Source organism: Pseudoflavonifractor sp. An184 (assembly GCF_002160305.1).
Taxonomy (GTDB): Bacteria; Bacillota; Clostridia; order Oscillospirales; family Oscillospiraceae; genus Lawsonibacter; species Lawsonibacter pullicola.
This window is the reverse complement of sequence record NZ_NFKI01000071.1, coordinates 1-14,650: the sequence shown is the minus strand read 5'-3', so window position 1 is coordinate 14,650 and position 14,650 is coordinate 1. Positions and strand designations below refer to the sequence as shown.

The window sequence follows — 14,650 nt, the reverse complement described above, 5'->3', positions numbered from 1 at the left end:
GGCCGGGGGCGGCTGTCCTCGCTCTGGACCCTCTTTTGGAAAACCGGCGTGTGCGGCGGCTTCACCACCTTCTCCACCTTCTCCCTGGAGAGCCTGACCCTGCTGGAGAAGGGGAAGTGGCTGCTGGGCGGGAGCTACATGGTCCTCAGCGTGGTCCTCTGCCTTCTTGGCGTGGCCCTGGGAGAGCGGCTGAGTCGGATTTAAACAATACGCAGCCTCAGCGGGCGGCCACATGGGGCCGTCCCTACGGGTGTTACAAACCATTCGGCAGACTGGAGGGGACGGGCCGGTCTGGGACCGGCCCCTACGAAAAGAACGAAACCGTTTCGATATCTGCCGTAGGGGCGGGGCTGAAGGTGAATTGCCCCGCAGGGGCAAGAGAAGCCACCCTGGGGTGTGCCCCTCCCGCCATTCCCCGAAATCCGCCGTAGGGGCGACCCTTGCGGTCGCCCGGAACGCGGGCCGCCGGGGTCGTCGGCCCCTACACGGATGCCGGCGGGTACGCCGCAGGAGAAGGCCTTACCCCCGCCCGTGTCCAGGCAGGAAATGCTATCATACAGGAGTGAGAAGCATGAAATTTGCTTTTATCATAGAAATTTTTCTCAGCTTATGGGGTATTTTCGGTTTGTATGTAGCATTTGCAAGCGTACTGTCCCTGAATGATGTCATTCTCCTGCTGGTGGGTGGGAGTATGGCGCTGTTCTCATTTGCTCTGGCCGCAGGACTGGAATTGCTGCGTAAAATGCGCTCATAAGGCGGAGGCCCTCACCTTCCCGTTACATGAGCCGTACTTGAGCCCTACCCACACAAAGGCGCGCTTCCAACCAGTAGGAGCACCGCCCAAAGGTCACCGGAAACTCAGCGGCAGCGATAATAGAACAAAAACCAATCAGCTGTCCACCCGCGCCTTTGCGATAACGAACCCGCCCGCCTAATTGGCGCTCTCGTAAAATGGGGTCCTAGGGGGCGGCGAATATGAGCGCGCCAGCGCTCATCCTGAGCCAGCCCCCTAGCGTCTTTTGGTTCCTTTTCCACGCGGAAAAGGAACCCGCCCCGCAGGGCGGAATCCCCTGCAAAAAATCAAATCAAGAAAGGGATGATCCCAATGGAACGGTACTATCAGCCCGAGATCGAAACCGCGTCTCGGGAACAGATCAAGGCTTGGCAGGACGAGCGCCTGGTCAAGCAGGTCAAGCATGTGTGGGACAATGTGCCCTACTACCGCAAAAAAATGGAGGCCCAGGGCGTGACCCCCGAGGACATCAAGGGGACGGAAGACCTGCACAAGCTGCCCTTTGTGACAAAGGCCGACCTGCGGGAGGCCTATCCCTACGGCCTGGTGGCCAAGCCCCTGAAGGACTGCGTGCGCATCCAGTCCACCTCCGGCACCACCGGCAAGCGGGTGGTGGCCTTCTACACCCAGCACGACATCGACCTGTGGGAGGACTGCTGCGCCCGGGCCATCGTGGCCGCCGGCGGCACCGACGAGGACGTGTGCCAGGTGTCCTACGGCTACGGCCTGTTCACCGGCGGCCCCGGCCTCAACGGCGGCAGCCACAAGGTGGGCTGCCTCACCATCCCCACCTCCTCGGGCAACACCGAGCGGCAGATCATGTTCATCCGGGACCTGAACGCCACCATCCTGTGCTGCACCCCCTCCTACGCCGCCTACATCGGCGAGACCATGAAGGAGATGGGCCTCACCCCCGACCAGATCCCCCTGAAGGCGGGCATCTTCGGCGCGGAGGCCTGGAGCGAGGAGATGCGCCAGGACATCCAGAACACCCTGGGCATCAAGGCCTATGACATCTACGGCCTCACCGAGCTGTCCGGCCCCGGCGTGGCCTTTGAGTGCTCCGCCCAGGCCGGCATGCACATCAACGAGGACCACTTCATCGCCGAGATCATCGACCCGGAGACCGGCGAGGTCCTCCCCGACGGCCAGCAGGGCGAGCTGGTGTTCACCTCCATCACCAAGGAGGCCTTCCCCCTGCTGCGCTACCGCACCCGGGACATCTGCGTGCTCAGCCATGAGAAGTGCTCCTGCGGCCGCACCCATGTGAAGATGACCAAGCCCCGCGGCCGCACCGACGACATGCTTATCATCCGCGGCGTGAACGTGTTCCCGTCCCAGATCGAGACGGTGCTCCTGAACCACGGCTACCCGGCCAACTACCAGATCATCGTGGACCGGGTGCGCTCCACCGACACCCTGGACGTGCAGGTGGAGATGACCCCCGAGATGTTCACCGACAACATGGGCGAGATCGAGCGCCGGCAGAAGGAGCTGGTGGACGGCCTGCGGTCCATGCTGGGCCTGGCCGCCAAGGTCACCCTGGTGGCCCCCAAGTCCATCGTCCGCAGCGAGGGCAAGGCCGTCCGCGTCATCGACAAGCGGAAAATTTAAGGAGGGTACAACGCTATGAGCATCAAGCAGATCTCCGTCTTTGTGGAAAATAAGCCCGGGGCCCTGTACGCCCTCACCGCCGTGCTGGCCCAGGGGCAGATCGACATGCGGGCCCTCTCCCTGGCCGAGACCAAGGACTTCGGCATCGTCCGCCTCATCGTCAACGACCTGTACAAGGCCACCACCCTGCTCAAGGACGCGGGCTACGTCCACAGCCTCACCCCTGTGGTGGGGGTGGCCATCCCCGACGTGCCCGGCGGCCTGAACCGGGTGCTTCAGGTGCTCACCGACGCCAAGGTGAACGTGGAGTACATGTACGCCTTCCTGGGGGGCAAGGACGTGGACCACGCCTATATGATCTTCCGGGTGGCCGACGACAAGGCCGCCGAGACCGCCCTGGCCAGCCGGGGCATCCAGGTCCTGGACCAGGAGCAGGTGGAGCGGCTCTGATTTTACAGACAAAACGATAAAAAGGACGCTGGAGTACGCTCCAGCGTCCTTTTTTGCTTATCATCGGGCAGGGGGGAGGGGGAGCCTCTGCGGTCCTTACACCATCAGGGAGCACACCAGCTCGGCATACTCGGACGGGTCGGGCCCACAAAAGCAGGCTTTTGTGGGGACCCATGGTATTTCTTGCGGGGCGGAAGTAAATTCCGCCCGCGCGCCGCCGCACCTGCGGCGGAGGAGGCCCCCGCCGAGAATATGGGCAATGCGAAGATGCCCTGTATTTTTACACCATCAGAGAGCACACCAATTCCGCATATCCGGCGGGGTCCTCCAGGGGCAGGTCGGCCAGCAGGAGGGCCTGGCCGTAGAGCAGCTTGGAATACTTCTCCACGGTGGCCTGATCGCCGGCGTCCACCGCCTTTTTCAGGGCGGCGTAGGGGGCGGAGTCGGCGTTGAGCTCCAGCACCCGCTCAGCCTTCATGTGCTCGCCGCCCTCCAGCTTGCGCATGTAGCGCTCCATCTCCAGGGAGACAGGGCCGTCGGCGGACAGGCAGCAGGCGCCCGACTTCAGGATCTTGGAGATGCGGACCTCCTTCACCTGGCCGCCCAGCACGTTCTTCACCGCCTCCAGCACGGGTTTGCCGGCCTCGGCCTTCTCCTCGGCCTCTTTCTTCTCCTCGTCGGTCTGGGGCAGAGCGTCCTCGGCGGTGGCGGACATGAACTTCTTGCCGTCGATCTCCCCCAGAGCCTGCATGACGAAATCGTCCACATCCTCGGTGCAGTACAGGATCTCATAGCCCTTGTCCAGAATGCGCTCCACCTGGGGCAGCTTGGCGATCTTGTCCACGCTCTCGCCGCAGGCGTAGTAGTAATAGGGCTGGTCCTCGCTCATACGGTCCTTGTAGGCGGCCAGTGTGGTGTTCTTGCCCTCCTTGGAGGACCAGAACAGCAGCAGATCTTTCAGCTTATCCTTGTGGGCTCCATAGTCGGCCACCACGCCGTACTTGATCTGGCTGCCGAAGGCGGCCCAGAATTTCTCGTACTTCTCCGGGTCGTCCTTCTGCATCTTCTCCATCTCGCCCTTGATCTTCTTCTCCAGGGCGTTGGCGATCACCTTCAGCTGCCGGTCGTGCTGGAGGATTTCACGGCTGATGTTCAGAGAGAAGTCGGGGGAGTCCACCACGCCCTTGACGAAGCGGAAGTAGTCGGGCAGCAGGTCGGCGCACTTGTCCATGATCATCACGCCGGAGGAGTAGAGCTGCAGGCCCTTCTGGTACTCCCGGGTGTAGAAGTCGTAGGGGGCTTTTTGGGGGATATACAGCAGGGCCTTGTAGGTCACCGCGCCCTCGGCGCTGGTGTGAATGACGGCCAGGGGGTCCTGCCAGTCCATGAACTTCTCCTTATAGAAGCTGTTGTACTCCTCGTCGGTGACCTTGGCCTTGGGGCGCTGCCACAGGGGGACCATGGAGTTGATGGTCTTCCACACCTTCACCGTCTCCCACTCGGGCTTGTAGTCGTCCCCGGCGTCCTCGGGCTTGGGCTTCTGGCGGTAGTCCTCCACCTCCATGACGATGGGGTAGCGGATGTAGTCGGAGTACTTCTTGATGAGCTCCTGGAGCTTGTAGGTCTCCAGATACTGGTCGTAGTTCTCCTCGTCGGCGTTGGGCTTGATGTGCATGATGATGTCGCTGCCGGGGGCGTCCTTCTCACAGGGGGTGATGGTGTACCCGTCGGCCCCGTCGGACTGCCACATATAGGCCTCGCCGCTGCCGTAGGCCTTGGAGATGACGGTAACCGCGTCGGCCACCATGAAGGCGGAGTAGAAGCCCACGCCGAACTGGCCGATGACGTCGATGTCCCCCCCCTTGTGCTCCTGGTCCATCTCCTGCTTGAACTGGAGGGAGCCGCTGTGGGCGATGGTGCCCAGGTTGTTCTCCAGCTCCTCCTTGGTCATGCCCACGCCGTTGTCGGAGATGGTGAGGGTGCGCTTCTCCTTGTCGGGGACGATGGTGATTTTCAGCTGGCTGCGGTCCACCGGCACCTGGTCGTCGGTGAGGGCCTTGTAGGCCAGCTTGTCCTCCGCGTCGCTGGCGTTGGAGATGAGCTCCCGCAGGAAGATCTCCTTGTGGGTGTAGATTGAGTTGATCATCAGGTCCAACAGGCGCTTGGATTCCGCCTTAAACTGTTTCTTTGCCATAATTTCCGATTCCTCCATGTATAAGAAAGTTTTTTGATAACAAAAAGAAGAATAATGTTAGCACTCGTTTTCTATGAGTGCTAACATTATTATAGCGCGCTCCTCCGAAAATGCAAGGGGGTTCATAATTTGTTTACACTTGCCGCCGCCCCGCCTTCCAGGGGCTGCCGCCTCTTTTTCCCAACCGGAACCTTGCATCCCCGGGCGCTTTATGCTATAAGTAACATATGTAACATCGCGGAGAAAAGGGGCCCCACTGTGAAACTGAGTTTGGAAAAGCAAAAGCGGCTTGTCTACGCGGCCCGCCGGTACTACCTGGAGGACCAGAAGCAGAGCGATATTGCCCGGGAACTGGGGATCTCCCGCCCCATGGTCAGCCGTCTCCTGGCGGAGGCCCGGGAGTTCGGCGTGGTGGAGATCAAGATCCACGACCCGGAGCGCCAGTCGGACGCCCTGCTGGAGCAGCTCCGGAGCGCCGGCCTGATCCAGGGGGGCGTCCTGGTGGAGGATGGGGCGGACAGCGACGAGACCAACCAGCGGCTCTCTCAGGGGGCGGTGTCCCTGCTGGGGGAGATCGGCGCCCGCCGCCTGGGGGTGGGCTGGGGCTACCTCATCGGCCAGCTGGTGACCTGGCTGGAGCAGCACCCCCAGCCCCACAGCGCCATCACCGACATCTGCCCCCTGGTGGGCAACGCCAGCATCCCCGCCCGCAACTATCAGTCCAACGAAAACGTCCGCCTGATGGCCCAGCAGCTGGGCGCCGTCCCCCACTTCCTCTACCTGCCCGCCCTGCCGGAGAGTCTGGAGGAGCGGCAGCTGCTGTGCTCCACCGAGATCTACCGCCAGATCTGCCAGCAGTGGGAACAGATCGACACGGCCCTGGTGAACATCGGAGACTACCCCTCCAGCCCGGATTTTGCCTCCCTGGTCCGGTATGGGAGCCTGCTCCAGGACCAGCGGGCCTGCGGCCGGATGCTGATCTACTACTTCAACGAGGCGGGCACCGTCATTCAGTCCGACCAGGATTTCGCCATCCAGATCCCCATTGAGCTTCTGAAGCGGTGTCCCAGGATCATCGGGGTCTGTTCAGCCAACACCAGCGCCAAAGCCCTGCGCGGGGCGCTCCACTCCGGCATCTTTACCCACATCGCCGCCCGGGCGGAGCTGGTCCGTGCTCTGCTGCCCTCATAAGTAACATATGTAACCGCAAAGCGCGGAGCGCCTCTCAAAAGGCGCTCCGCGCTTTATATATTTTGTCTAAATTAGCTTTGATTTTTCTGTCTATTTCATGGAATTCCACCTTATATAATTGACTTTTGTAACTTGCCGGCGTATATTTTGCACAGATGTAACATCTCTGCGGCGTCCGCCTCCGGCGGAGGCGCTGCGCCCACTGCTCTCTGAAAAGGAGGTGACAGCAGATGACAAAAGAACAGTTTGCCGTCAGGCTGAAACATGCCTGCGCGTCGGTGATCTCCGCCGAGCAGGAGCTGACGGAGATCGACTCCAAATTCGGCGACGCCGACCACGGGCTGACCATGACCAAGATCGCCAAGGCCATCTCCGACGCGGTGGACCAGTCCGACGGCGGGATTCAGGCCATGCTGGACGACGCGGCCACCGCCGTCATGTCCCTGAACGGGGGCAGCGCCGTCCCGCTGTGGAACACCTGGCTGGACGGCATGCAGGAGGCCGCCCCCGAGGGGGAGGAGATCGACGTGCCGGGCCTCCAGGCCGTATTTGCCCAGGCCCTGGAGGAGCTCAACGACATGTCCGGCGCCAAGGTGGGGGACAAGACCATGATGGACGCCCTGATTCCCGCCAGCGAGGCCGTCGCCGCCTATGCCGGAGCGGACGAGGCCGGGCTGTTTGCCGCCGCGGCCCAGGCCGCCGCGGCCGGTGCGGAGAACTCCAAAAACTTTGTGTCCAAGTTCGGCCGGGCCAAGAGCTACGGCGCCCAGACCATCGGGACTCCGGACGCCGGCGCCATGTCCATGGCCTATTTCTTCCGGGGCCTGGCCCAGGACTCCTCCGAATCCAACTGACTTTGTTTGAATGAGAGGTACTGCATATGAAAATGAAGAAGTTTATCAACGCCCCTGAGACCATCACCGACGAGGAGCTGGTGGGTCTGGGCCTGGCCTACCCCGACATCCTGGACGTGGACGGCCATCTGGTTGTCAGCCGCGACCTGGCCGGCGCGGACCGGGTGACCATCGTCACCTACGGCGGCTCCGGCCACGAGCCCGCCCAGGCGGGCTTTGTGGGCAAGGGCATGCTGGACGTCCAGGCGGTGGGCGACATCTTCGCCGCCCCCAACGGACAGCTGGTCTTTGACGCCATGAAGCTGGCGGACAAGGGCCACGGCGTGCTGCTGCTCACCCTGAACTACGCCGGCGACCAGCTGGCGGGCAAGCAGGCCATGAAGCTGGCCAAGAAAGCGGGCCTCAACGTGCGCCAGGTGGTCACCGGCGAGGAGATCCAGTACGACCCCAACGGCGAGGACAACAAGCGGGGCCTGGCCGGCGCGGTGGCCCTGTACCACATCGCCGCGGCGGCCGCCCGGGAGGGCAAGACCCTGGATGAGGTGGCGGAGATCGCCCAGCGCTACGCGGACAGCATGGCCTCCCTCACCGTCAAGTCCACCGACGCCACCCACCCCCAGAACGGCATGTCCTTCGGCGACCTGGGGGAGACCGACCTGATGGAGATCGGCGCCGGCCAGCACGGCGAGGGCGGCGGCGTCCGGGTGCCCATGATGTCCTCCAAGGACACCGTGGAGCACGTGGCCGGGGCCCTGTGCAAGGCACTGGACCTGAAGGCCGGGGACAAGACCTTTGTGATGATCAACGGCTGCGGCGCCACCACCACCATGGAGATGCTGGTGCTGTTCAAGGACACGGTGGAGTTCCTGAAGGCCCGGGACATTGAGGTGGTGGCCAGCATGGTGGGCGAGATCCTCACCGTGCAGGAGGCCGGCGGCTTCCAGATGAACATCGCCAAGTGGGACGAGGAGTTCATCCGTCTCTGGAACACCCCCTGCCACACCCCCGCGTACAGCAAGGAGTAAGCCATGGCAGACAACATTGGAAACAAGGCCGCCCACGACTACCATCTGGACGTGCCCGTGGCCCAGGAGGGCTTTTATGTCCGGGGTGCGGCCAACTGCGACTTCGGCATGAAGAGCCGCCTGGCCCGCATGTTCAACCCCAAGTCGGGCAACGCGGTGATGCTGGCCTTTGACCACGGCTACATCATGGGCCCCACCGCCGGTTTGGAGCGCATCGACCTGGTGATCCCGCCCCTCATCCCCTATGTGGACGTGCTGATGGGGACCAAGGGGGTCATCCGCTCCTGTATCTCTCCCGCCCAGCGGGTGGCCCGCTGCGTGCGGGTCACCTACGACTCCACCGTCCTCTATGACGACATGTCCAACGGCGGCGGCATCGCCTGCGATATTGAGAACGCCATCCGCATGGACGCCGACTGCATGGCGGTGCAGACCTTTATCGGCGCCTCCGGCGAGAGCCGCTCTCTGGAGCTGCTGTGCCGCACCGCCGACGCCGGCGCCCGGTACGGCATCCCCACCCTGGGCGTGGTGGCCGTGGGCAAGGAGATGGAGCGCACGGAGAAGTTCTTCCTGCTGGCCACCCGGGTGCTGGCGGAGAACGGGGCCAACATCGTCAAGAGCTACTTCTGCGACGGCTTTGAGCGGGTGGCCGCCGCCTGCCCGGTGCCCATCGTCATCGCCGGGGGCAAGAAGCTGCCCGAGCTGGAGGCGCTGGAGATGGCCTACAAGGCCATCGACCAGGGGGCCCACGGCGTGGACATGGGCCGGAACATCTTCCAGTCCGACTGCCCCGCCGGCATGGCCCAGGCCATCGGCAAGGTGGTCCACGAGGGCTACACCGCCCAGCAGGCCTACGAGGTCTACCAGGAAGTCAAGAACGCCAAATAAGGAGGAATCGCTATGTCCGCCACTTATATGCACATCGGCATCCCCATCACCAACAAGAAGCCCGGCATGGTCTACAACGAGGGGGCCAAGTTCTGGGTCAGCAATGTGGACGACTACGACTACAAGATCGAGTACCTGAAATTCGAGGAGGGCACCCCCTTCCCGGAGGAGATCCACCGCAACCCCCACGTGGCCTACAAGGTGGACGATCTGGAGCACTACATCGCCGACGCCGACTCGGTCATCTGCGGCCCCATGGCCGCCAACGACAAGGGCGACCGGCTGGCCTTCGTCTGGAAGGACGGGGCCATTCTGGAGCTCTACCAGGAGGCTTAAATTTCCCGCCATCAGGCCGCCCACGCGGGGCGGGCGGAGATCTCCCCGAAAGGGAAGCTGCGCACCATCCTGCTGCCCGGGAAGCTGTGCCGGACCCCTGAGGCATCACCGTCTGCACCGGCGGCGGACAGGGGATGAAAACTATGATAGCGGTGGGTTCCCCCAACTGTCCATCGCTGGCAGCGTTGACCTCCCTTATAACTTCACTATAAGAGGAAATGACCTGAAGAGTCTGGAGGTCAATGGCGAGGAAAAGACAACCGAAGTTGACAACACCTTACTGGACCAATTGACAGCGCTTTTAGAAGTGACTTACACCAATAGACAACAAGCGAAAAGAAGCCCGTCTCCCCTGTGGGAGGCGGGCCTTTTTTCCGCTACGCCGGACACTGCCGGCCCGTGTGATCGATGGTGTAGTCGGTGTTGTACTCCCCGTCCAGAATCAGCTGGGAGATGGGCACAAAGGTATAGCCCTCCTGGATCAGCGTCTCCAGAATGGAGGGCAGGGCCTCCGGCGTGTGAAGGGCCGCGTTGTGGAAGAGCACAATAGACCCGGGCTGCACCTTGCCCGTCACCCGCTGCACGATCTCCTCCGCCGGGATCTCCTTCCAGTCCAGGCTGTCCACATCCCACTGGATGGGCTCCATGCCGATGGAACGCACCGCCCGGACGGCGTTGTCGTCGTAGTCCCCGTATGGGAGGCGGACCAGAGTGGGCCGCACGCCGGTGATGGCCTCGATCTTGTCGTTGCAGGCGTTCAGGTCGGCCACGATCTCCTCCACCGACAGCTGGGGGTAGTGGGCGTGGGTGTTGGAGTGGTTCATCACCTCATGGCCCGCGTCGTGGAGGGCCTTCACCGACTCTGGGTATTTGTCCGCCCAGTCCCCCACCACAAAGAAAGTGGCCTTCACCTGATAGCGGCCCAGGATGTCGATGAGCTGCTGGGTGTCCTCGTTGCCCCAGGCCGCGTCGAAGCTGACGGAGGCCAGCTTCTGGTCCCGCTGGACGCAGTAGATGGGCAGCTGCCGCTGGGAAGCCGAGGCGTCCACGGCGGCGGGGTAGTTGATCACATAAAACATCAGGCAGACAGCGGCGGCGCAGGCCGCCAGGGACAGGGCCCTGCGGCGGATCAGAAATGTTTTCATGGTAGTTCGCCTCCCAAACAATACACATTGGCCAGCACCAATATATGCCTCCGCCGGGCGGGGCATGCCCCTCCAGCGCCCGGGAAATACCGGCGCCCGGAAGCCAGGCTTCCGGGCGCTCAGGCTGTCGGAAAAGTCCAGAAACTTTTCCGACAGCCTGCAAAAATACCGTTACTTTTGCGCCGCTGTTCGGCGCAAAAGTCCGCGCTTCGCTTGCCGGAAGCCTTGCACCGCAAGGCTTCCGAGGCATTTGATTCCATTCGAGGCGGGCGGCTGCCCCCTCGAGCTCCCCCGCCCCAACTTGAGGGGAATCATCTCAACAGAAGTTTTTTGACAAGCTGGGCGCCCGGAAGCCACGCTTCCGGGCGCTGTCTCACTCCGATTCAAAGGGATACGGCCCCTCTATTTCCGCCCTGAGCGGTAGATCACCCCGTCCTGGGCCTCGATCCCGTTCCGGGCCAGCAGGTCCTCCACGGTGACAAAGCAGTAGCCCTTCCCCAGCAGGGCGTCCACGATCTGCACCGCCGCGTCCACCGAGCTGCCGTACAGGTCGTGCATGAGGATAATGTCCCCGTCCTGGACGTGCTCCACCACCCCGGCCACGATCCGCCCCACGTCCTGGTCCTTCCAGTCCTCCGGGTCCACCGACCACAGGACGATGGGGCTGTCCGCCCACTGCCGGGCGGCCGCGTCGGTGATCCCGTAGGGGGGACGGAGCCAGAACTCCCCCTCGCCCAGGATGTCCAGAAGGAGGCTGCGGGTCTTGCCCACCTGCAGGTCGAAGTCCTCCCTTGACAGGCCGGTGACCTCCACGTGGTCGTAGGTGTGCACCCCGATCTGGTGGCCCTCCGCCGCCATCCGCCGCACCAGGTCCTCGTTGCCCGGGATGCGGTGGCCCAGGAGGAAGAAGGTGGCGGGCACCTCCCGCAGGGCCAGCTCGTCCAGCAGCCGCCCGGTGGTGGAGGCGCGCGGCCCGTCGTCAAAGGTGAGGGCCACCACCGGCATATCCGTCTCCACCTCCACCTGGGCGGGGGCGGAGGCGGGGGAGACCGTCTCCGGCACAGAGGCCGGCACCGCCAGCATAAAGCACACCACCAACAAGACCCAGCTCACCCAGGGCGCTCCGCTGTCCCGCACGCATTCCACCCCCGCCCATCGTTCGTTTCCATTCGTCAGTATGTGACGGCAGCGGGCGTTTGTTGCGGTGAAATTTTTGTCAATGGCCGGCATCTTCCCCTGCTAAAAATAGGGCTTGTGCAGGCAAGCCCTTCCCTCGTGGAAGCAGAATGGCAAGTTCCGACCGGCGATGATAAATCAAGGGCGGGTGAACTTACAAATAATCTCTTATCCAGAAAACACTGTTGACATCACGCTAAATTTTTGTTAAGAATACAACAGCACAGCTTAAAGGAGGCGTTCAAAACACCATGATCCGTAAAATTTCAGCATTATTGTTGAGTGGTGGAGTGACGCCGCTTTTGGGCGTCGGGATATATTTGCTTCAGCTTCAGGTCAATCCCCGCGGGATTTATGTCTATCTACTGGTCCAATGCCTAATCTCTTTCGTATTTTTAGCATATTTCTTTGGCATGGGATATTTGTGTTCGAAAACCCGTCCGCTCTGTGCAATCAAGCCATGGTTCTTCCTGATTCCGTTTGGTATTACCTTTATTAGCTTTGTTCACAAACTTTGGCTCTCTTCCAATATCCCCGCTGCGGTCGTATTATCCGGCATTGAAGTCCCATTCCATTATCTGCTGACTTATTTGTATTATTTCGCAGGGCCGTACTACCCAATCGCCTCATTTTTGCCCATTCTCATTTGCTTTTTCTCGTTTCACCTCGGTGAAACACTTTGGAAGGAACGGTTGAAAAGGAGAACCAAGACATGAACAAGCGGGCCAAGAAAATCCTTTTTCTCCTTTTTACCGCCGTATTTTGTTTTACCATAGCGCTGCCGTCCATTTTTGCCGTCCCTTCCCAGAGCGTATCTCCCGAAGTGTTTTCTGCCTATGAAATAGAAGCCGGCCTTGTGCCTGAAACCTCTGCGAATCAGGCAACTGACGGGGAAAAGACAACCAATTCAGATATTGTTTGTGTCATGCGCATTTACTCTGACCCTGGCATCGTGTCGTTTTCGCCCCAGCTCAGTATGGACTTTGGGCATTCTTTTTTAACCTTCCTCAATGTCTCTTCCTCCGACATCACCGTCGGCCGGCACACGGTTGCACCCAATCAAATGATCAGCGTAGGGAAATTTGGAAATCTTACAGATTATGCAGGCGGCTTCAAAGGCGTATTTTATAATATCGAATCCCATCGGAGTCAGGCACTCGGATGGTATGCGACGGGCCGAAGCCTTTTTATGGATTTAACTGCATCGGAATTAAATACCATATCGGACTGCATTAAGCAGATGCAGTCCGGCTATATAGAAGTGGGAAATAACTGCGCTACGTTTGCGGGCCTGGTGTGGAATTCGATCCTGCCATCCGATCATGCAAAGTATATCGACCATGTGGGAACGCCGTCTCTGATCTATCAGGATATGGAAGGCATCGGCGGCTACTATACCGGCAACGGACTCATTCAAGCGGAGGATGCGCGGTGCTTTTACACCGGCTCTGTTCGCGTGATCTGTGAGGATAAGTATTAAACAAATTAAGGGGAGATGGTGAAAACCATCTCCCCTCAGCTTGTCAAAAAACCTTTGTAGAGGTGAATCCGCCCAAGTTGGGGCGGGGGAGCTCGAGGGGGCGGCAGCCCGCCTCGAGTGGGATCAAATGCCCTGAATGCCTTGCATGGCAAGGCGTTCAGCGAGCGCAGCGAGGACTTTTTCGACAGCCTGAGGGGAGATGGTGAAAACCATCTCCCCTTAATTTACCGTCACCTGGGCGGAGTTGCTGACGATATTCACATAGGAGGGGCCCACCCCCAGCCGGGCGGGCTGGCCGTCGGGGGTGAGGTAGGTCATGGGGGCGCTGTCCCGGGCCTTGGACCAGGTGATCTCCTGCACCGTGCCGTCGCAGAAAAGCAGGCCGCTGCCCGTGCCGGTGGTGCGCACCTTCAGCCGCCCGGCCTCGTCCCCGGGCACGTTGGACACGTCGGTGCGCAGGACCAGGACGTTTTTCACCTGGACCTGCCCGTCCGTGTTGCCGTCCACATAGGGGTTTCCGTACTCCTCCACGGCGTACATTCCGGTCTCCGGGTCGTAGGTGAACACCCCGGTTTTGTAAGTAGAAAAGGTGACGGACACCTTGGTCCCCGGGTCCCCCTGGGCGGTCTGCCCCTCGTCCAGGAACTGGACGGGGTAGGAGAAGCCCTCCTTATGCTCCATGCGGTATCCGTAGGTGGGCAGCAGCTCCGAGATGGTCTCCCCGGAGGTGAGCACGCTGTGTTCCAGCCCCATGTTCCGCCGCCGCTCCTTGTCCCGCCAGAAGAGGGTGCCCTCGTAGGGGCCGTTGACGCAGTCAAAGGCGGCCGCCCCCCAGTTTTTGATGGCCAGGTAGGCGCTGGGACTCCCGCCCGCGTGGAGGAACAGGGCGTCGTGGCCCAGGGCCAGAGACACATAGTAGTCCCGGGCGGAGCGCACCGAGCCGATGTCTCCCACCCCGTCCACCGACTGAAACACCGCCAGCATGCGGGTGATGCCCCCCTCGGCGGGGGCCTCGTAGATGACGTCCGCCTGGGACACCCCCAGCTGGGGCAGGGCCTTTTTCAGGTTGTTGAGCATCACGGCCACCGGCCGGTCCTGAGCAATGTCCTCCCAGCAGCCCTCCCCGGTGAGGGGATTGATGTAGGGGGGCTCAGGCTCAGGCTCCGGTTCCGGCTCGGGCTCCGGGGCCAGGACGGAGACGGCGGGCTCCTCCGGGACCTGGGGCGCCTCCTCCTTGGGGGCGCAGGCACAGAGAGAAGCCGCCAGCGCGGCGGTCAGCAGGAGAGCGGAGAGACAGGGTTTTATGGCCATTGTGATTCCTCCCTTTTGGTTTGGGGTGCTTCCATCCAACGAAGGGAAATTCCGCCGTCTGCGGACGGCGGGTTACTTTGCCCGCGGGCGGATTGTCAAGTGAAGTGCAACGGTTTGTGAAAAAAGAGTTCAAGAGGAGATTTCCAGCCTAGGCATTTGCGGGGGCGACGATTTAGCTTATCAGTAAATGAAG

Annotated in this window: 15 protein-coding genes; 11 read left to right on the top strand and 4 right to left on the bottom strand. The window is 61.5% G+C overall.

Features of this window, described 5'->3' with window-relative positions; genetic code table 11:
• The 4 genes from B5F19_RS15140 to B5F19_RS15125 form a co-directional block, all read left to right on the top strand.
• Positions 1 to 204: CrcB family protein (locus tag B5F19_RS15140; RefSeq protein WP_140394257.1), on the top strand; the 204-nt coding region annotated here is incomplete at its 5' end.
• Between the two features lie 367 nt (positions 205 to 571).
• Positions 572 to 754: a hypothetical protein gene (locus tag B5F19_RS15135; protein ID WP_087292038.1), complete on the top strand. Its 183-nt coding sequence runs from the start codon at positions 572 to 574 to the stop codon at positions 752 to 754.
• 351 nt (positions 755 to 1,105) lie between these two features.
• On the top strand, positions 1,106 to 2,407 hold the full coding sequence (locus tag B5F19_RS15130; protein WP_087292035.1) for a phenylacetate--CoA ligase: 1,302 nt from the start codon (positions 1,106 to 1,108) through the stop codon (positions 2,405 to 2,407).
• Between the two features lie 15 nt (positions 2,408 to 2,422).
• Positions 2,423 to 2,857 carry an ACT domain-containing protein gene (locus B5F19_RS15125; protein WP_087292032.1) on the top strand — a complete coding sequence of 145 codons (435 nt, stop codon included), beginning with the start codon at positions 2,423 to 2,425 and terminating at the stop codon, positions 2,855 to 2,857.
• Positions 2,858 to 3,137: 280 nt separating this feature from the next.
• On the opposite strand, the gene htpG is transcribed toward B5F19_RS15125, so the two are convergent.
• Positions 3,138 to 5,051 carry a molecular chaperone HtpG gene (gene htpG / locus B5F19_RS15120; protein WP_087292029.1) on the bottom strand — a complete coding sequence of 638 codons (1,914 nt, stop codon included), beginning with the start codon at positions 5,049 to 5,051 and terminating at the stop codon, positions 3,138 to 3,140.
• Positions 5,052 to 5,309: 258 nt separating this feature from the next.
• Here htpG and B5F19_RS15115 point away from each other — a divergent pair, with 258 nt between their 5' ends.
• From B5F19_RS15115 to B5F19_RS15095, 5 genes are all read left to right on the top strand, one after another.
• The gene (locus B5F19_RS15115; protein WP_087292026.1) at positions 5,310 to 6,242 is read left to right on the top strand and encodes a sugar-binding domain-containing protein; all 933 of its coding nucleotides are present in this window, start codon (positions 5,310 to 5,312) and stop codon (positions 6,240 to 6,242) included.
• 230 nt (positions 6,243 to 6,472) lie between these two features.
• Entirely contained in the window at positions 6,473 to 7,096 is a 624-nt protein-coding gene (locus B5F19_RS15110; protein ID WP_087292023.1) for a DAK2 domain-containing protein, read from the top strand.
• Positions 7,097 to 7,122: 26 nt separating this feature from the next.
• Positions 7,123 to 8,121, top strand: a complete 999-nt coding sequence (locus B5F19_RS15105) for a dihydroxyacetone kinase subunit DhaK (protein WP_087292020.1) — start codon at positions 7,123 to 7,125, stop codon at positions 8,119 to 8,121.
• A 3-nt stretch (positions 8,122 to 8,124) separates the two neighbouring features.
• Entirely contained in the window at positions 8,125 to 9,009 is an 885-nt protein-coding gene (gene lsrF / locus B5F19_RS15100) for a 3-hydroxy-5-phosphonooxypentane-2,4-dione thiolase (protein WP_087292017.1), read from the top strand.
• Between the two features lie 12 nt (positions 9,010 to 9,021).
• Positions 9,022 to 9,345, top strand: a complete 324-nt coding sequence (locus B5F19_RS15095) for a hypothetical protein (protein WP_087292014.1) — start codon at positions 9,022 to 9,024, stop codon at positions 9,343 to 9,345.
• 377 nt (positions 9,346 to 9,722) lie between these two features.
• On the opposite strand, the gene B5F19_RS15090 is transcribed toward B5F19_RS15095, so the two are convergent.
• Entirely contained in the window at positions 9,723 to 10,490 is a 768-nt protein-coding gene (locus tag B5F19_RS15090; protein WP_087292011.1) for a polysaccharide deacetylase family protein, read from the bottom strand.
• A gap of 402 nt (positions 10,491 to 10,892) precedes the next feature.
• Positions 10,893 to 11,603, bottom strand: a complete 711-nt coding sequence (locus tag B5F19_RS15085; RefSeq protein ID WP_242972840.1) for a polysaccharide deacetylase family protein — start codon at positions 11,601 to 11,603, stop codon at positions 10,893 to 10,895.
• A 314-nt stretch (positions 11,604 to 11,917) separates the two neighbouring features.
• On the opposite strand from B5F19_RS15085, the gene B5F19_RS15080 reads away from it, so the two are divergent.
• Positions 11,918 to 12,382, top strand: coding sequence for a hypothetical protein (locus B5F19_RS15080; protein ID WP_087292005.1), 465 nt, complete (start codon positions 11,918 to 11,920; stop codon positions 12,380 to 12,382).
• The gene (locus B5F19_RS15075; protein ID WP_087292001.1) at positions 12,379 to 13,146 is read left to right on the top strand and encodes a hypothetical protein; all 768 of its coding nucleotides are present in this window, start codon (positions 12,379 to 12,381) and stop codon (positions 13,144 to 13,146) included. The genes B5F19_RS15080 and B5F19_RS15075 overlap by 4 nt, the downstream gene beginning before the upstream one ends.
• Positions 13,147 to 13,365: 219 nt before the next feature.
• Here the strand turns inward: B5F19_RS15075 and B5F19_RS15070 are convergent, their stop codons facing one another.
• Positions 13,366 to 14,457, bottom strand: coding sequence for a DUF3048 domain-containing protein (locus B5F19_RS15070; protein WP_087291999.1), 1,092 nt, complete (start codon positions 14,455 to 14,457; stop codon positions 13,366 to 13,368).
• Positions 14,458 to 14,650: the final 193 nt, after the last annotated feature.